At 37.0% G+C, this 18,493-nt stretch carries 21 protein-coding genes; 1 reads left to right on the top strand and 20 read right to left on the bottom strand.

Annotated elements, in window-relative coordinates:
- Positions 1-668: 668 nt before the first annotated feature.
- The 13 genes from JTI58_RS09330 to metG form a co-directional block, all read right to left on the bottom strand.
- On the bottom strand, positions 669-1,628 hold the full coding sequence (locus JTI58_RS09330) for a ribose-phosphate diphosphokinase (RefSeq protein WP_004229183.1): 960 nt from the start codon (positions 1,626-1,628) through the stop codon (positions 669-671).
- Positions 1,629-1,652: 24 nt separating this feature from the next.
- Positions 1,653-3,023, bottom strand: a complete 1,371-nt coding sequence (gene glmU / locus JTI58_RS09325) for a bifunctional UDP-N-acetylglucosamine diphosphorylase/glucosamine-1-phosphate N-acetyltransferase GlmU (protein WP_205446357.1) — start codon at positions 3,021-3,023, stop codon at positions 1,653-1,655.
- A 262-nt stretch (positions 3,024-3,285) separates the two neighbouring features.
- Positions 3,286-3,588: a septation regulator SpoVG gene (gene spoVG, locus JTI58_RS09320; protein ID WP_205446356.1), complete on the bottom strand. Its 303-nt coding sequence runs from the start codon at positions 3,586-3,588 to the stop codon at positions 3,286-3,288.
- A 220-nt stretch (positions 3,589-3,808) separates the two neighbouring features.
- A complete protein-coding gene (locus tag JTI58_RS09315) occupies positions 3,809-4,183 on the bottom strand; it encodes a RidA family protein (protein ID WP_205446355.1) in 375 nt (124 codons plus the stop codon).
- Entirely contained in the window at positions 4,180-5,013 is an 834-nt protein-coding gene (gene purR / locus JTI58_RS09310; RefSeq protein WP_205446354.1) for a pur operon repressor, read from the bottom strand. The genes JTI58_RS09315 and purR overlap by 4 nt, the downstream gene beginning before the upstream one ends.
- Before the next feature lie 56 nt (positions 5,014-5,069).
- On the bottom strand, positions 5,070-5,936 hold the full coding sequence (ispE, locus tag JTI58_RS09305) for a 4-(cytidine 5'-diphospho)-2-C-methyl-D-erythritol kinase (protein ID WP_205446353.1): 867 nt from the start codon (positions 5,934-5,936) through the stop codon (positions 5,070-5,072).
- A 221-nt stretch (positions 5,937-6,157) separates the two neighbouring features.
- Entirely contained in the window at positions 6,158-6,337 is a 180-nt protein-coding gene (locus JTI58_RS09300) for a small, acid-soluble spore protein, alpha/beta type (RefSeq protein ID WP_004229193.1), read from the bottom strand.
- Between the two features lie 113 nt (positions 6,338-6,450).
- The gene (gene veg / locus JTI58_RS09295) at positions 6,451-6,711 is read right to left on the bottom strand and encodes a biofilm formation stimulator Veg (protein ID WP_004229199.1); all 261 of its coding nucleotides are present in this window, start codon (positions 6,709-6,711) and stop codon (positions 6,451-6,453) included.
- A gap of 157 nt (positions 6,712-6,868) precedes the next feature.
- Positions 6,869-7,750 carry a 16S rRNA (adenine(1518)-N(6)/adenine(1519)-N(6))-dimethyltransferase RsmA gene (gene rsmA / locus JTI58_RS09290; protein ID WP_205446352.1) on the bottom strand — a complete coding sequence of 294 codons (882 nt, stop codon included), beginning with the start codon at positions 7,748-7,750 and terminating at the stop codon, positions 6,869-6,871.
- The gene (gene rnmV, locus JTI58_RS09285) at positions 7,743-8,309 is read right to left on the bottom strand and encodes a ribonuclease M5 (RefSeq protein WP_205446351.1); all 567 of its coding nucleotides are present in this window, start codon (positions 8,307-8,309) and stop codon (positions 7,743-7,745) included. Before rnmV ends, rsmA begins: the two co-directional genes overlap by 8 nt.
- A 204-nt stretch (positions 8,310-8,513) precedes the next feature.
- Entirely contained in the window at positions 8,514-9,725 is a 1,212-nt protein-coding gene (locus tag JTI58_RS09280; protein ID WP_205446350.1) for a resuscitation-promoting factor, read from the bottom strand.
- Positions 9,726-9,860: 135 nt separating this feature from the next.
- A complete protein-coding gene (locus tag JTI58_RS09275; RefSeq protein ID WP_205446349.1) occupies positions 9,861-10,631 on the bottom strand; it encodes a TatD family hydrolase in 771 nt (256 codons plus the stop codon).
- Positions 10,632-10,884: 253 nt separating this feature from the next.
- Positions 10,885-12,876: a methionine--tRNA ligase gene (metG, locus tag JTI58_RS09270; RefSeq protein WP_393950821.1), complete on the bottom strand. Its 1,992-nt coding sequence runs from the start codon at positions 12,874-12,876 to the stop codon at positions 10,885-10,887.
- 334 nt (positions 12,877-13,210) lie between these two features.
- On the opposite strand from metG, the gene JTI58_RS09265 reads away from it, so the two are divergent.
- Entirely contained in the window at positions 13,211-13,489 is a 279-nt protein-coding gene (locus JTI58_RS09265; protein ID WP_004229214.1) for a transition state genes transcriptional regulator AbrB, read from the top strand.
- 238 nt (positions 13,490-13,727) lie between these two features.
- Here JTI58_RS09265 and rsmI read toward each other — a convergent pair whose 3' ends face one another.
- From rsmI to JTI58_RS09230, 7 genes are all read right to left on the bottom strand, one after another.
- Positions 13,728-14,603, bottom strand: coding sequence for a 16S rRNA (cytidine(1402)-2'-O)-methyltransferase (rsmI, locus tag JTI58_RS09260; protein ID WP_205446347.1), 876 nt, complete (start codon positions 14,601-14,603; stop codon positions 13,728-13,730).
- Entirely contained in the window at positions 14,600-14,863 is a 264-nt protein-coding gene (locus JTI58_RS09255; protein ID WP_205446346.1) for a GIY-YIG nuclease family protein, read from the bottom strand. Before JTI58_RS09255 ends, rsmI begins: the two co-directional genes overlap by 4 nt.
- Entirely contained in the window at positions 14,847-15,596 is a 750-nt protein-coding gene (locus JTI58_RS09250; RefSeq protein WP_205446345.1) for a tRNA1(Val) (adenine(37)-N6)-methyltransferase, read from the bottom strand. Before JTI58_RS09250 ends, JTI58_RS09255 begins: the two co-directional genes overlap by 17 nt.
- A 63-nt stretch (positions 15,597-15,659) precedes the next feature.
- Entirely contained in the window at positions 15,660-16,016 is a 357-nt protein-coding gene (gene yabA / locus JTI58_RS09245) for a DNA replication initiation control protein YabA (RefSeq protein ID WP_004229222.1), read from the bottom strand.
- A gap of 27 nt (positions 16,017-16,043) precedes the next feature.
- Positions 16,044-16,859: a PSP1 domain-containing protein gene (locus JTI58_RS09240; protein ID WP_205446344.1), complete on the bottom strand. Its 816-nt coding sequence runs from the start codon at positions 16,857-16,859 to the stop codon at positions 16,044-16,046.
- Positions 16,852-17,856, bottom strand: a complete 1,005-nt coding sequence (gene holB / locus JTI58_RS09235) for a DNA polymerase III subunit delta' (protein ID WP_205446343.1) — start codon at positions 17,854-17,856, stop codon at positions 16,852-16,854. The genes JTI58_RS09240 and holB overlap by 8 nt, the downstream gene beginning before the upstream one ends.
- 156 nt (positions 17,857-18,012) lie before the next feature.
- Positions 18,013-18,453, bottom strand: coding sequence for a YaaR family protein (locus JTI58_RS09230; RefSeq protein WP_004229228.1), 441 nt, complete (start codon positions 18,451-18,453; stop codon positions 18,013-18,015).
- Positions 18,454-18,493: the final 40 nt, after the last annotated feature.

Genomic DNA, 18,493 nt, shown 5'->3' with positions numbered 1-18,493 from the left:
TTTTATTTTTTAATCTGTCTACCTAATAGGGAGCATATCAAAAGAATAGATTGGTCTTATAGTGTTGAAAAACAAAACCATCAATAGAATTTTTGTGAAAGGTGAAAATGGTTTCCGTTGCAGGCTACTTGCTTTCCTGTGGGCGAGCGCCGAATCGCTTCCTCCGCTACCGCTCCGTGCAGGGTTTCGCCTGTCTCGCTATCCCACGGGAGTCAAGTAGCCTTCCACTCCAATCCACAAAAGTGTTACCTTTTTAGCAAAGGTTTTCAAATAAAGTGAAGTTATTCACTACTCTTTATGAAGAGGTGTTGTCACGCATCACTTCTCTACCTTGAAAATAAGAGCCTATCCTCTCTCTAATACCACAGATAATGGGCTATTTTGTTCACTACTATTAGTATGAAAGAGGAAAAAACACTTTTGCAAAATGGTTGATTGGAGAGGAGCCAGCTTCACTCCTAGGGGATTAGCGTAACAGATGAGACCCTGGAGCGAACGTAAGTGAGTGAAGCGGCTCATCGGACGCCCCCTGGAAAGAATGCTGGCGGAACGGAAATCAACCTCCCACCTTGCTAAAAGGTCTTTTTCTGTTAGTGACACGATCTTTTTTCAACAACATGAGACCAATCTACTCAATGAATAGATTGGTCTTATACTTACGATATTTATTAATCAAATAGAGTACTTACAGATTTATTTTCATAAACGCGAGAGATAGCATCAGCCATTAGCTTAGCTACAGAAAGCTCCGTAATTTTTGGAGATTTTTTCTCGTCTGAAAGCTGAATTGTATTTGTCACCACTAATTCTTTAATAGCAGAGTTTTCAATACGTTCAATTGCTGGACCAGATAATACAGGGTGTGAACAGCAAGCGTAAACTTCTTTTGCACCAGCGGCACGTAATGCATCTGCCCCAATTGTAATTGTGCCTGCTGTATCAATAATATCATCAATTAAGATTGCCACTTTACCATCAACATTACCAACAATGTTCATCACTTCCGCAACGTTTGGTTTCGGACGACGTTTGTCAATAATTGCAATCGGTGCTTTTAATCGTTCAGCCATTTTACGAGCACGTGTTACCCCACCATGATCTGGTGAAACAATAACGATTTCATCTCCTGGAATACCTTTAGATTTGAAGTAATCAGATAGTAATGGTACTGCCATTAAGTGGTCGATTAGGATATCGAAGAAACCTTGGATTTGAGGTGCGTGTAAATCTAATACGATAACACGTGTTGCACCAGCAGTCTCAAGTAGATTTGCCACTAATTTAGCTGTAATTGGCTCGCGCGCTTTTGCTTTACGATCTTGACGTGCATAACCATAATAAGGCATTACAACGTTTACTGTACGAGCAGATGCACGTTTAACTGCATCTACCATAATTAAAAGCTCCATTAAATGTTCGTTTACAGGTGCAGAAGTAGACTGCACGATAAACACATCACAACCTCGAATACTTTCTTCAATGCTAATTTGAATCTCTCCATCACTGAAGTGCTTAACAGAAGATTTACCTAATTCAACGCCCATTTCCTGCGCAATTTCTTGAGCTAATGGATTATTAGAATTAAGTGAAAATATTTTTAATTGTGAGTTTGCATAATGATACGGCATGATGGCCTCCTGTTTAGTTGATAATTATTTTGAATTTAATTTGCTTACATAATTCGGTTTGTTTTCTTGTCTTGCACGAGCTATTGCAAGTGCATCTTCAGGAACTTCTTTTGTAATTGTAGAACCTGCTGCAATAAATGAACCTTTTCCAACTTTCACTGGTGCTACTAAGTTAGTATTACATCCTACAAATACATCATCTTCAATAATCGTTTTGAACTTGTTTTTTCCATCATAGTTTACTGTAATGGAACCACAACCAATATTGACGTTACTGCCGATCTCGGCATCGCCAATATAACTTAAATGCGAAACTTTCGTGTCATTACCCAGCTTGCTTTTCTTCACTTCTACAAAGTTACCAATTTTAACATGACTACCGATGTCTGAAAGTGGTCGAATATGAGCAAATGGCCCAATAGAAGTATCCTCTGCAATAGCGCTTTCACGGACAACAGAAGAGTGTACAGTTGTGCGATCACCAATACGACTATCGATAATTTGAGTATTTGGCCCGATAATGCAATCTTCACCGATCACAGTAGCACCTTCAATCATTGAGCCTGGTTGAATCACAGTGTCACGCCCAATAACTGCATCTACACTAATATGCGTTGTTTCAGGATGAATAATTGTTACACCATTACGCATATGCTTCTCGTTGATTCTTGTACGCATTAATGTCTCAGCTTGTGACAAAGCCACACGATCGTTAACACCTAACGTTTCCTCAAAATCATCAGTGACATATGCTTCAACAATATCACCTTGCTTTTGTAAAATTTCAATGACATCTGGTAAATAATATTCACCTTGAGCATTATCATTTTTCACAAGCTTCAATGTTTCAAATAATAATTTGTTATCAAAGCAGTATGTGCCTGTATTTATTTCTTTTACTAATTGTTGCTCTGCTGAAGCATCCTTTTGCTCAACAATTTGCTCGACCTGCCCGTTATCGCCACGTAAAATACGGCCATAGCCAGTTGGATTTTCAGCAATTGCTGTTAAAATAGTTGCTTTAGCATTCTTCGCTTGATGATGTTCGAATAGTGCTTGCATCGTTTCAGGACGAATTAGTGGTGTATCTCCACATACAACTAATGTTGTACCTTCTTCATTACCTAAAATTGCCTCAGCTTGTTGCACAGCGTGCGCTGTACCTAATTGTTCAGCCTGCAGTACATATTCACTCTTATCTCCAAGCTGTTGTTGCACTTTTTCAGCACCATGTCCGACTACCGTTACAATGCGATTCACATCTAACGTTTGAATATGATCCACCACATGTTGTACCATAGGTTTCCCACATACTGGATGGAGCACTTTATATAATTTGGACTTCATACGTGTACCTTGACCTGCAGCCAAAATGACAGCAAAAACATTGCTCATCTGTAAGTCCTCCAATACGCTCATTTTCTCTTATGACTATATAGCAAAATTCATCTATTTTCAAGGCATGTAGAGTTGACAAAAACATGAATTCCTAAATCCAATGCACCTTATGCTCGAATGTCATGAAGTATATCCTAAAATTGCTCATATTATCTTTTTATCAAAATAAAAAGAACCCTTCTAGCTAGAAGAGTTCTTCCTATCTTTTTTTACCATCAGTTTGTAACATATCCTTTAAAAGTAAGTTATTACCTTTCTATTACACACCGATTCCCTCTAATTCTTCCTCTTTACCGGTTTCCTCTACTTCACTAGAGTTATGATACTCGTTTAAAATGATTTCCTGAATTTTATTTCGAGTATCAGAATTAATTGGATGGGCAATATCTCTAAATTCCCCATCTGGTGTTCGTTTACTTGGCATAGCTACAAATAAACCAGTATTTCCATCAATTACACGAATATCGTGAACAACAAACTCATTGTCAAGTGTAATGGAAGCAATCGCACGCATGCGACCATCCGTCTGTACCCGACGTAATCTCACATCAGTAACTTCCATTTTCTCACCACCTCTCTTCTTGGATGCCTAAATGAAAATATCATATTCTCGATTACCGAATATTTTCCTTTTCATAGTCTATCAAATTTTCTAAAAAATTTGAATACTTATTAGAATAATATTTTTTCTTATATACGTAATTTTTGACAATTGTTTGTCGGCATAAAAAAACTCACTAAATAGAATAGAAATTCTCTTTAGTGAGCTTAGCAAGCTTCATTTATTTTACGATTGCGATTACTTCGATTTCAACTTTTACATCTTTCGGAAGACGGGCTACCTCTACAGCTGAACGAGCTGGTTTATGATCACCAAAATGACTTGCATAAACTTCATTCATCGCTACAAAGTCGTTCATATCCTTCATAAAGACCGTTGTTTTCACAACATTATCTAAAGAAGTTCCAGCTTCCGCTAAAACTGCTTTTAAATTAGCAAAGACTTGATTTGTTTGTACAGTTATATCGCCTTCCACTAAATCACCTGTAGCTGTTAATGGAATTTGACCAGAGCTATAAAAAATCCCGTTAACAATAATACCTTGTGAATATGGTCCGATTGCTGCTGGTGCATTTGTTGTTGCTACTACTTTCATTTGTCATGTCCCCTTTTAGAAAAATAGTTACCTTCACTTAATGCAATTGTTCGATCTTTTTCATTAACTTCATGAAGCTTTACAAGTGAATAATAATCATCTACTAATGTTTCGTCTGCATGCTCAGCCTCCACAAGCACCGCAATACCTGCTAGCTGACAGTCAAACTCTTCTAATAGATTTTTCATGCCATTCATAGTACCGCCGACCTTCATAAAGTCGTCTGTAATTAATACACGTTGTCCACTCTTCATGCTTCTTTTTGATAATACCATTGTCTGAATTCTTCTGGAAGAACCCGATACATAGTTAATGCTAACTGTAGAGCCTTCTGTTACTTTACTATCTCTTCTCACAACAACCACTGGTACATTTAAATGCCTTGCAATGGCATGGGCAATGGATATCCCTTTGGTTGCTACTGTCATTATGACATCGATTTGTTGATCTGCAAAGGCAGAAGCAAAGACCTTCCCTACGCGATTAATTAAATCTGGGTTTCCAAGCAAGTCTGTCATAAATAAGTAACCGCCTGGTAACAATCGATCTGAATGTTCTAGCTCTGCCTTTAAATCTTGAATCACTAAACGTACTTCTGCCTCGGACATTTTCGGAATATACTTTACTCCTCCTGCAGCACCTGGCACTGTTATCAATAACCCGATTCCTTTTTCTTCGAAAGTTTCTTTTACAATCGTTAAATCCTCACTAATGGATGACTTAGCAGATTGATATAGTTCTGAAAAATAAGTTAGCGGGATCAGCTGATGTGGATGTTCTAGTAAGTAGTACGTCATATCAACTAGTCGTTCACTACGTTTCCATTTCATGCGACCCTCTCCTAAACACGAATATTTATAGGTAAAATTAACACAAATTTGCGTTTCTAAGCAAGCGTATTTCGCTCACCTAAAATTCGTACTGCATAAACTTCCTCACAAAAACCACGTAAACCATTATAAATGCGACTTACACGAGCTTCACTATCCACCAGCCCAAACACAGTCGGACCGCTTCCACTCATTAACGTAGCATCTGCCCCAAAGCGCTTCATTTGTTCCTTTAACATCACAACTTCTGGATGTAACTTAAATGTTACAGTTTCCAAAACATTTCCTAATGAAGAACATAGTAGCTCATAATCTTTTGTCTCTATAGCTTGTATCATCTGCTGTGTATTTGGATGTTCCAATCCTTCAACCTTAAGACCCCCATATACTTCTGCTGTTGATACACCAATTTTAGGCTTAGCTAGTACAACCCAACAATTAGGTGGGGCTGATAATTCCTTTATTTTTTCGCCTCGTCCTGTAGCGAGTGCTGTACCTCCATAAACACAAAACGAAACATCCGAACCAATTTTAGCGCCAAGCTCCGCTATTTCATCTATTGATAAACCTAAATCCCACAGTTCATTTAACCCTTTTAATGTTGCAGCTGCATCACTACTGCCACCTGCAAGCCCTGCTGCGATGGGTATTTCCTTTTCAATCGTAATGGATACACCTTGTCTAATGCCGTATGTATCTTTTATGAGACGCGCTGCCTGATAAGCAAAATTGCGATGGTCATTTGGTACAAAATTATCTGTTGAAATTATTTGAATAACACCATCTTCTCGAGATTCAAGACTGATACGATCAGCTAAATCGACTGTTGTCATAACCATCTCCACTTCGTGAAAATTATCTGGTCTTTTATAAAGTACATCTAATGTTAAATTGATTTTTGCAGGCGCCTTTACATAAAGCATCTTTCTTCCTCCCTTATAGCTACACGTATAAACAGTTCTTTTTTTCGCGCAAGATTATTCATTTTATTTTACCATATTGAGAATACGAAAATGGAAAAAAAGAACCGTTTACCCTGTTTGGAGTAACGGCTCTCTCTCGTCAGTTGTATTTGTTGTGTCAGTAAGGATTTTCATCCCTGCTGAATGAAACGTTATAAGATGACTATTTTAGCAAAAACAGTCTACTTACGCTCTTGCTCACTACTTGCCCGTTCAGCCATTTCTATGGCACGTTTGACCATATTACCAGCATCACGAGCTTTTATGCCGCCCCAGCCTTCCTTTTGCACAACATCATAAAATCCAAGCTCTTTTGCGATCTCTTCTTTTAAACGAGGTGACATGATACCTTTTCTAGGCATATAAACTCCTCCTTTAACAACTGACGAATTTAGTATGCCCGTGAAAACGCAAAACACTCATGTATTTTTTAACATACATGAGTGTTTCTAAATATAGAAATAAGTACTAGAAACTATTTTGCGACAGCAGCCTTTGCTTCGTCTAAAAATGTAATCTCTACTGCTTCAGTTAAAATATCTGTGTAGCTATACGATACGCGCTTGCACGTATTGTCTTCTTGATCGAGTTCTACTACAAAGATGGCGCGATATGTCTCACGTAGTATCCCTGCACACTCAACCGTTTTCTTGCGACCACCGTTTGCTTTTAATTGCAAACGTTTACCCAAATGACAATCCAACGACTTTTTAATGTCCGCTAAAGTTTTTGGCATTTTCGCTTACACCTCACTAATTACAAGTATAAGCTAATGGCCCAAAAATGTCAACAAAATATAATATTTTATCAGCCTCTTATAAATCTTGTCAACTTATTTTTTATAAAAAAATATATATTTTTTTACATCTCCGAAAAAATGTTAACAAAAATTTTTACTTTGCAAAAACAGGATGCAGTGCATCAGCTAATTTTCCAAACTCTTGAATAGAAAGTGTTTCTCCACGACGAGTTGGCTCAATATGAGCTAGCTCTAATGCCTGTAAAATTTGATCCTTTTGTGCCTTTCCATTTGGTAAACCAGCTTGCAGGTTATTATAGATCGTTTTTCTTCGCTGTACGAAAGAGGCACGCGTTACAACAAATAGAAAATCCTCATCTATTACTTTTACTGGTGGTTCATCATGCTTGATAAGGCGAATTACAGCGGAGTCGACATTAGGTTGTGGCATGAAAACTGTTTTTGGCACTGTCATAGCAATATCTGCCTTCACGTAATACTGAATCGCAATAGATAACGAACCATATTCCTTCGTTCCCGGCTTAGCCGTTATACGATCTGCCACCTCTTTTTGCATCATAACAACAAAACCACGGATTGGTAGTCGGTCATTGAGTAATTTCAATAAAATCGGCGTAGTGACGTAATATGGTAAATTGGCAACAACCATAATATCATCAATACCTGGCATCTCATCTGCAATTACCTTCGCAACATCTGCCTTAAGTATGTCAGAGTGGATGATAGACACATTATTATATGGACTAAGTGTATCTTCTAGTACAGGTAATAAACGTTGGTCGATTTCAAAGGAAACAACCTTTTTAGCGCTTCTTGCCAAATGCTCTGTTAATGCCCCAATACCAGGGCCAACTTCAATTGCACCACTATTCTCTGTTAAATTTGCGTGGCTTACTATATTTCGTAAAATGTTAGGATCAATTAAAAAGTTTTGCCCCAAGCTTTTTTTAAATGAAAAACCATATTTTTTTAGAATTTCTTGTGTTCGAATTGGTGTAGCAATATCCTTATGCATCATTTTCCTCCTGATCTACCTGTGCGATAGCCGCACCAAATTGCTCCTCTGTAATCTGAAACATCTTCAACCTTTTATGAAGTTGTTTACCGTTTGTAGCACCTATATTTAAGATTTCTCCTAGACGATCACGACGCTGCTTTGATTGTGGGTGTCCAATTAAACGCGCTGTCATTAAATCTTCCAGTGTAATAACCTCTTCGTTTAGTACATCATGAATAGGGGTATAGACATGTTGTAGTGCCTCACGTATATCATCGTCAGCAGCATGTTCGATACCTAACCCTTTACCGTTTTTGGCAATCGTTTTGGCTTTTGGTAAAAAGGCATGCTTCACCCCTTGTACATGCTCCTCAATAATGGCGCGTATTCGACGTCCTGGGTAGTCAGGATCTGTAAATACAATAACACCACGCTTTTCTTGGGCATGCTGAATTCGTTTCAACGTTTCTTCAGAAATCGCAGATCCATTTGTTTCTATAGTATCTGCTTGCACAGCACGTTTAATAGCCGTCGTATCGTCTTTTCCTTCAACAACAATAATTTCTTTAATTTGCAAAAAGGCCCCTCTTTTCTATCTACCTTATCTTCTGACCATTTTACAACTGCTCTATATGATTTGTACAGGAATACAAGGTACGGACGAGCTTAATAAGCTTATCTTACAAAATCATTTGCTAAAAATAATAAAGAAGCTTTCCCGCCAGTCAAAACAGGAAAGCTCCATTTGTGAAAAAACATTTTGATTAATTTTACAATTTTTCTAATTTAATACTTTAATGCGCACTTTCTTACGTCCCCAGTTACGTGCTTGGGCATCTGTTTGTACAAGTATGTCAATCTTATTACCCTTAATTGACCCACCAGTATCCCCAGCAATAGCTGTACCATAGCCTTCAACCCAAACCTTTGATCCTAACTTAATAACAGAAGGGTCAACTGCTATCACCTTCAAGCCTGAATTTGAACGTAAGTTTATACCAGTTGCTGATGTACCAGTACAACCGTTGCAATATGGTGTATAAGCTGTTGCTGTTACATAAAATTCTTTACCGCTAGTAGGCTCTGCAGAACCACGTGATACAGTTGCTGCGCTTGCAACAATTGTTTTTGTGCCAACTGCAACGACTTGTTTCTTCGGCTCTTTTAAAACTTTCTCAGATTGTAGATTTTTTGCTACAACATTACCATTTTCTTTGATAACTTCATACGTACGAGAAATCGATCCCTTCTCGCCTGTTGCTACTACTTTTTGTTTCCCCTTTTGCAATGAAGCATCCTGCTTCTTTTCAACTGCGAAATCTAAAGAGTCTTCCACTACATCGATAACCTTTTCTACGCGAACTACTGTGATTTTACTCTCCGGAGTAATAACGTTCTCCAGGTTATTTTCGACACGATCGAATTCATTTAGCTGAATTCCTTGTTGTTTTAAAAAGTTAGCGACCGTAGTCGAAGTGGACCATACTTGTCTTTTATTTACGCCATCGACAAGCGCTACTTGAAACGCTTTTTGAATATCGATTTTGTTTTCTGCTCCTAGTTCAGTATCTAGACCTTGCGCTAAAGAGTCGTGCTCAGATACTTTAATATTTGCTTCCTTCAAAATGTCCTTCACAAGTGTTTCAGTTGTCCAAACTTTTGACTGATTTCCATCAACTGAAATAGTTACTTCTTTTGCCTGTTCCCATGTAATTGCTAATCCATTCACAATTTTGGTGTTCAGAGAGGGTGATATTTTGTCATGCTCTGCTATATCTATATTTTGACTTTGTAATAATTGTTCTACAGTTTTGGCATGTGTGGATACTTCGATTGTTTCTCCATTTGCTTCAAGCTTAACGGCTTTTTTCGTACCTTGATAAAGCACGAAAGAGATTACAGATACAAACAGGACAAGTGAAATAATTCTTATCACTGTTTGCTTACTCCTCAATGATCCTAAGAACAAGTTTTTCATGGAATTATTTGACATGAAAAAACGCCTCCTTAATACAAGGTTGGATTATACGGACTAGTTTTGGCACTGTCAACCCGAAAGTATTTCTCTGAAAATTGACTTCTTGTTTTTTGCCAACCACAAACCCTGTACTGGAGGCATCTAAGCTAGTTAATTGTCAATCCCAAAAAATTTTTTCGCATTGGCTGTAGTTGCTTGTGCAATTTCCTCAATTGTCAACCCTTTCAAACGTGCGATTTCCTCAGCAACTAAAGGCACGAAAGCGGGTTCATTACGCTTACCTCGATGTGGATGTGGAGCTAAATAAGGAGCGTCTGTTTCAATCATCAGGTGCTCTAGAGGTATTTCTGTAGCCACTTCCTTTGGTAGTCTTGCATTTTTAAATGTTACTGGCCCTCCAAGACTAATCATAAAATTCATAGCTATACATTCACGTGCTGTTTCTACACTCCCACTAAAGCAGTGCATGACACCCCCTACAGAAGCCGCATTTTCTTCACGCAAAATTTGTACAACATCACCTGTTGCATCCCTATTATGAATAATGATTGGCAAATTGATCTTTTGAGCTAATTGAATTTGCTTGCGAAAAAGTGCTTGTTGAACATCTTTTGGTGACTTATCCCAATAGTAGTCCAATCCAATTTCACCAATGCCAACTATTTTTGGATGTGATGCTAATTCCTCAATCCACTCTAAATCTTGTTGAGTACAATCAATAGCGTCCACTGGATGCCAACCAATGACACCATAAACAAAGTCATATTGCTCTATTAGTTGCATTGTTCTCTCAATGGTTTTACGGTCGAAACCAATGACCACCATTCTCTCTACTTTCGCTTCAAGGGCTCTATCAATCACCTCTTGAAGATCTTCCTCATACTGGTCTGCGTTTAAATGTACGTGCGTATCTATATACATTTTCATTCTCCTAACATAGATTTTATTAAAATTTATTATTTCATATTTTTCGTAAGCATTACATTTTCGTTACAAACTATTTGGTATTGTGACATTCCACTTAATCGACAATACCTAAAATAGTTCTTTAAACCTATAAATCAACATCTTTCACGCGATATAAATTATTTCAAAATAATTTAATTCCAATTTCCCTAACGGATTTGAAAAGCCTGCTGAATAATTCATATTCAGCAGGCCTTTCTTAAGATCATTACTTTACTTTTGCACCATTTTCAAGTTTAGGATCAACAGATGCTAATTTTAAAATTCCATCTTTTTCACCAGCCAAAATCATTCCTTGTGATAATTCACCACGTAATTTTACTGGTTTTAAATTTGCTACGACAATCACTTTTTGACCGATTAAATCATCTGGTGTATAGAATTTCGCAATACCTGAAACTACTTGACGTTGCTCATATCCTAGATCAACTTGGAGCTTTAATAATTTATCCGCTTTCGGAACTGTTTCACATGCAGTCACAGTCGCTACACGCAAATCAATTTTCATAAAATCATCAATAGCAATTTCAGGAATTTCTGGGTTTTCGTCAGTCTTTGTAGCCTTTTTACTTTCTTCCTCCTGTGGTGTTTTCACAGAACCACGCATTTCCTCTCGAATATAAGCAATTTCAACTTCATTTTCCAAGCGCGGGAAAATAGGTATCCCTTTTTCTACCACTTTAATGTTTGCTGGAATAGTATTGCCGAATGTTTCAATTGTATCCCATGCTAAAAATTTGTCATCTAAACCTAACTGATCGATCATACGTTTCGGGGTTGTTGTCATAAATGGTTGTAACATGACAGCAATTTGGTGTAAGCTCTCTGCCAAATTTCGCATAACAGCACCTAATTTTGGCTTATCGGACTCTTCTTTTGCCAACACCCAAGGTTGTGTCTCATCGATATATTTATTAGTACGTGACACCAATGTCCATAAGTCAGCAAGAACGACACTAAATTGCATTTTTTCCATACTTTCTTCATATTTAATACGTACCGACTCAGCTTGCTCTTTTAACGCAGCATCAAATTCTGTCGGTTGAAGATTTTCTGTCGGAATAACACCATCAAAATATTTATTAATCATTGAAATAGTACGATTTAATAAATTTCCTAAGTCATTCGCCAAATCAAAGTTTGTGCGTTCTATAAATGATTCTGGTGAAAATACACCATCAGAGCCAAATGGTAATTCACGTAATAGGAAATAACGTGTCGCATCTAGGCCATAACGCTCGATTAACATTTCTGGATAAATAACATTGCCTTTTGATTTAGACATTTTACCGTCTTTCATCATAATAAAACCATGAGCAAATACTTTTTTTGGTAATGGTAAATCTAATGCCATTAAGAAGATTGGCCAATAAATCGTGTGGAAACGAACAATATCCTTCCCAACTACATGTACATCTGCTGGCCAATATTTATTGAATAGTGATTCATCCTCTGATAGATATCCTAAGGCTGTAATATAATTCGTTAATGCATCAACCCATACATAAATGACATGCTTTGGATCTCCTGGTACTTTAATACCCCAGTCGAAGGATGTTCTTGATACAGATAAATCTTCTAGCCCCGGTTTAATGAAGTTGTTAATCATTTCATTTTTTCGCGACTCTGGCTCAATGAATTCAAGGTTCTCTTCATAATAAGCTAATAAGCGATCCGCATATTTCTTCATATTAAAGAAGTACGATTCTTCTTTTACTTTGTGCACTGGGCGACCACAATCTGGACAGTTCCCGTCAACTAATTGAGTCTCTGTAAAGAATGATTCACATGGTGTACAGTACCAGCCTTCATATTCACCTTTATAAATATCACCATTATCTAAAAACTTTTGGAAAATCTTTTCGACAGCTTTCGTATGTCGCTCCTGCGTTGTTTGAATAAAGTCATCATAAGAAATATCCATTAAACCCCAAAGTTTTTTCGCAGCATCTGCGATTTCATTTACATAATCTTGAGGATGTTTGCCCGCTTCTGCTGCTTTTTCTTGAATTTTTTGACCGTGTTCGTCCATTCCTGTTAAAAAGCGTACATCATACCCTTGTAAACGCTTATAGCGCGCAATAGTATCAGATGCTACTGTTGTATATGCCGTACCAATATGAAATTTCCCACTTGGATAGTAAATGGGTGTTGTTATATAGAATGTTTTTTGTTGTTCACTCACAAGAACTGCCTCCATTGTTTTACAATATACTTTCTATTCTAACGAAGTACGAAATTCGTTTCAATGAAAGTTTATTAAACGCGAAAATTGTCGAATAATATATCTAATCCATTAAATGACTTAAATAAGAACCTTTTTTACTATAAACAAAAATATTTATTAAAAACCTTTTAAAAAAATTAAAATACCTGCATTCTTCTCAAAAATTTTTTTTAAAAACCATAATATTAGTGCATTAATTAATTGACGTTTATGGCATTACTTGGTATGATAACTATCAGACAAAGAAATAATGTCGAAATTTGACGAAATACCAATATAACTTTTATAAATTAGGAGGAAATCTATTATGAAATCAACAGGGATTGTTCGTAAAGTCGATGAGTTAGGTCGTGTAGTAATTCCTATCGAGTTACGCCGTACGCTAGGTATTGCTGAAAAGGACGCTTTAGAAATCTATGTGGATGACGATAAAATCATCTTAAAAAAATATATGCCTAATATGACATGTGCTGTTACTGGTGAAGTTTCAGATGATAACTTCCGTCTAGTTGGAGGCAAATTAATTTTAAGTCCAGAAGGCGCTGAAATGTTAGTTAAAGAAATTCAATCTAACTTAAAAAAATAAGTGATTACTCACCTAAATCAAAAACAGTGATTTAGGTGTTTTTGTTTATATACAATTTAATATACCCAAAATCTAGAACCCTTATAATGTCCATGTCAGACCTTTCCTCTTAAGGTTACTATTATTTACAATTATTATCAATTTAAAATTATGTCTCAAAATCATTACATTTCAACTTTTTAAGTTATGATGACTAACTAAAAATAAAGAGCTACCCTACTAAGGTAACTCTTTACTATTATTCACTATGATATTCATTATAAACATCTCGTTTTGCCACTTTTCTTAGCTTAGCTACTTCCTTAATGGCTTCTTTTGAAGTGATATTGGATTGACTGATAATAAAATCAACATGTTCAACTATAGACATATTTTGCCAATAGGCTTCTTCATGTTCTTCCTCTTCTACAGAGCTATTGCCTTCAAGGACAATACAAAACTCTCCTCGTATTTCCTCTGTTTGTGACCATTCTACAGCTTCGGCCAATGTACCTCGTAAAAATTCTTCAAATTTCTTTGTTAGCTCTCGAGCTAAAACAATGCGACGGTCCCCGAGTATAGCTTCCATATCTTTTAATGTATCCTTTAAGCGATGTGGTGCCTCATATAATAAAATTGTTTCTTGGCGTTTTTTTAATTGCTCTAATTGCTGGCGACGTTCCTTTTTCCCGCGGTTCAAAAATCCATAAAAGAAAAATGGCTGTGGCGACAACCCAGATGCAATTAACGCTGAAATCGCTGCATTAGGACCTGGCACTGGTACGACAGAAAAGTTTTGAGCAATTGCTTTTTCGACTATATCCGCGCCTGGATCAGAAATACAAGGTAAACCTGCATCACTTACTAATGCGATTGTTTTTCCTTCTTGTAGCAATGTTAATAATTTTTCTCCACCTACGGCTAAATTATGCTCATGGTAGCTTATTAGTGGTGTTTCAATCTCGAAATAGTTACACAGCTTTTTTGTGTTTCTAGTATCTTCTGCAGCGATAATATCCACTTCTTTTAAAATGCGAAGTGCACGCACGCTCATATCCTCTAGATTACCAATAGGTGTTCCTACCAGATATAAACAACCTGTCTGATCGTGTATTGTACTTTTTTGTGATTTCACGATTCACCCCTCCTTATATAATTAATTTTCTGTGATCTTGTTAATTGCTTAAAAGCATATTCCGCACGCATTGCTTCTTGCTTTGTCTCAAATATTTCTTTATAAATACATTTCACTGGACCTCTAGCTCTTGTATATTTTGCTCCTTTACCAGCGTTATGTACAGCAACACGTTTTTCTATATTATTTGTATACCCTGCATAAAGCGTTTGATCAGCACACTCTAACACATAAAAGTAGTGACTATTGCTCTTTTCCATACAGAATGTCTCTCACTTCTGCCGTGTATTCATTATTGGCATCATAGACATACAACGGCGGCAAGATTTTTAAATCTGGCTTTCCATCTTTGATTCCTTCTATTAATAATGTATTGGCCTCTTTCCCTTCCTTCGGATAAATAAGCTGCATCCGTTTAGGCTCTAAGCGATTTGCTCGCATAGCTGTAACAATATCTAATAATCGCCCTGGACGATGGACAAATGCCGCCTTGCCACCCTGCTTTAATAATTTACTTGCTGATTGAATCGCTTCTTCTAATGTTAAATATAGTTCATGTCTTGCAATGGCATGATGCTCACTAAGATTTTTATCACTCGCTTCATGTGCTAAAAAATAGGGTGGATTGCAGGTAACCGCATCATACTTTTCAATGCCTAATTGTTTCGGTATTTCTTTTACATCTCCAAGAATCATTTGAATTTGCTGTTCTAGTTGATTGTAACGTATACTTCTCTCTGCCATATCAAATAAACGTGACTGAATCTCTACTCCCGTTATTTGTCCCTTTGTACGTGCACTTAAAAAGAGAGGAATTACACCATTCCCTGAGCATAAATCAACAATTTTTCCCTTATGATAAGGAATATTAACAAACTTTGAAAGCAACACTGCATCCAATGAGAATGAAAAGACAGAGGGGCTTTGAATAATACGTAAATTTTCAGCCAACAAATAATCTAGTCGTTCGTCACCTTTTAGCCATTTTTCCATGCTTCTTCCTCCTACGCTACAAAACAAAAGACTGACACCACCGTAGCGGGAATCAGCCTTCTATTACACATTTTGTTTATTTAAAAATGAAAGACAAAACAGACAATCCTCACCTTTACGGGAACTTCCAAAATGAACATGACAAACATGGAAGCCCTCCTGGTAGAGGCGAGCTAAGTTATCATATCCCTCACCAATATCTAGCGGACTCTCTTTCTTTACTTCAGCAGCTTGTACGGAGTTTGTATTAGAAAGTAGTTCTTCTAGACGTGTTCGTAGGTGATGATTTTCTGTCTCAAGCGCCTTATGCTCTTCCATCATTAACGCTACAAATTGTTTCAATGCACCAAATTGCTCCTGCATTGCTTCGAGCTGTTGTTCGAACTCCATAACGGTATCCAAGAAATTACGGTCCTTCACCCAAGCCACCTCGTTAAATTCTCTATCTTAAATAAGATTTTTTTCGCCTGCTAGCAGTTCTTCTAGTGTATACTCAACTGTGCGTTCCTGCTCGTGTAAATATACTTGAATAATTCTTTCCAGCACATTTAGCCCTACTACTTTTCCACGGCCATCTGGTGTCATTGTTATCTCACCAACATCTGGCATGCCCTCTTTTGCTTCTTCATATTCATCATTTTCATACTTTAAGCAACACATTAACCGTCCACAAAGACCAGATATTTTTGAGGGATTTAATGATAAGTTTTGATCTTTAGCCATCTTGATAGAAACTGGCTCAAAATCACCTAAAAATGTGGAGCAACAAAGCATTCTTCCGCATGGACCAATGCCACCTAATAGCTTTGCTTCATCACGCACACCGATTTGGCGAAGCTCAATACGCGTTCTAAAAACTGAGGCTAAATCTTTTACTAGATCCCTGAAGTCAACTCGTCCTTCAGCTGTAAAGTAAAAAATAATTTTATTACGATCAAATGTATATTCAACATCTACAAGTTTCATTTCTAAATTATGCTCTATAATTTTAGTACTAGCGAGTTCAAATGCACGTTTCGATTCGGCTGCATTTTCCTCTACTTGTATACGATCACGATCATCCGCTGGTCTAAGTACTTGTTTAAGTGGTAATACAACATCATTATCACCCACTACTTTTTGAGGGACAACTACCTTTCCATACTCTACACCGCGGGCTGTCTCTACAATGACATATTGACTATCTTCTAGTAGAAATGATGCCGGATCAAAATAATATATTTTACCCGCCTTTTTAAAGCGGACTCCTACTACATTATACAAATGTATATCCCTCCTGCAGATTTAGCATTAACTGCTCCATCAATAACGTCCTATTCATGTTACGCTGTAAAGAGGAGCGCGCTTGTAAAATAGATTCCATCTGATTTGATAATCTTTCATAAGTGGAATATAGCGCAACTTCTTTAAATAGTGGTAACATGTCTGGATAAGTACAAGCTGCCTCGGGATTAGCTTTTATTGACACTATATCACGGTAAGCAAATAGTAGTAAATCCAATGCTTGCTCCATCTCGCTTTTTTCTTTAAAGTGAGGCAACCACTCTTCATGCACAATAAGCATTGCTTCGTGTACATTTTGCCGAATGGCCTCTACTAATTTTAACACTGTTTTTCGAGCGAGTGCAAACTGCTCATCATTCGCTAAAAATATAGCCGTTTCGAGCTCATTTGTCATCATGCTTACTGTTGAAGCCATTGAATGTGAAATATTATTTTCCTGTAAATGCTTCAACAAAACATGACGTGGCATTTTTTGAAATTTGATATGTTGGCAACGAGAACGGATAGTTGGAAGTATTGACTGCATTTGCTCTGTTAGTAATATGGCAGTTACCTCTCCATCTGGTTCCTCTAAAAATTTAAGTATCATATTGGCAGAGGCTGTATTAAGACGGTCTGCATGATGAAGCACATAAATCTTACGTCCCTCTTCTACACCCATCATTTTCATTTCTCCAATGAGTTCTCGCATTTGATCAATTTTTATGAATTGACCATCAGGATAAATTTGATGAATATTTGGATGATTTCCCGAATCTACACGTTTGCAATTTCGACATGTTTCACATGGAACATTTCCACTTGGTTGCTCACATAACATTAATTTGACAAAAAAGTACATAATATCTACCTTGCCTGTCCCTTTTTCGCCATCAAAAATATATGCATGTGCTAATCTATTCTTGTCAAAAATCGTTTGAAGTTGCTTCATTACGACTGGTTGTAGTGTGAGTAGCTCTTCAACATTCTTGGCCATACATTTAAATTCCTTCCTGTGTCTATAACAAAAAGTGCGACTTTCTTGCACTCTTACTTTTTGTAAAGAAACATTACAGTGGTTCTACTTTAGTGGCAAGTTGCCAACTTAACATTTGAAAAAAGCCCGCGCCTATATGAGAACGAGACACGGGTTTTACATATATAAATTAATTAGTAAGCCTTTAATCTCACCGATTTTATCAAGGAGATCTATTGCTTCTTTTTCTTCATCTAAGAGATCCTGTGCAAGTTCGACAAGACGTGTATCAATGGTTTCAATGATTTTTAAACGTCTTCCTTCACCAAAACGATTCCAGGTATGTGATTGTTTTAACTCCATACCATGTTCTACTGTCTCTTGTAGAAATCGTTTAACAAGCATTTTAAACCTAGCAAGTTCTCGTAAATTACGTGATCTAGCAACTCGGTCACCTGCAGTAGATATATCCCCTAACAAACGTGTTAGTTGTTCTGTTTGCAGCTTATTACCTTGCTTGACGACCATATCTCCAAATCGGTTATTTTGATTATTATTTTGTAGTGGCTCTTTGCGATTTGTATTTAACCCGACACGTATATCTTGATTAATCTTCAAGCTGGTTTCGCCCCCACAATTTTTATCTATTTCTCCTAGG

The sequence above is a fragment of the Lysinibacillus fusiformis genome (assembly GCF_016925635.1).
GTDB lineage: Bacteria > Bacillota > Bacilli > Bacillales_A > Planococcaceae > Lysinibacillus > Lysinibacillus fusiformis_F.
Note: the sequence above shows the minus strand (reverse complement) of the source record. Positions and strands in the feature narration are given on the sequence as shown.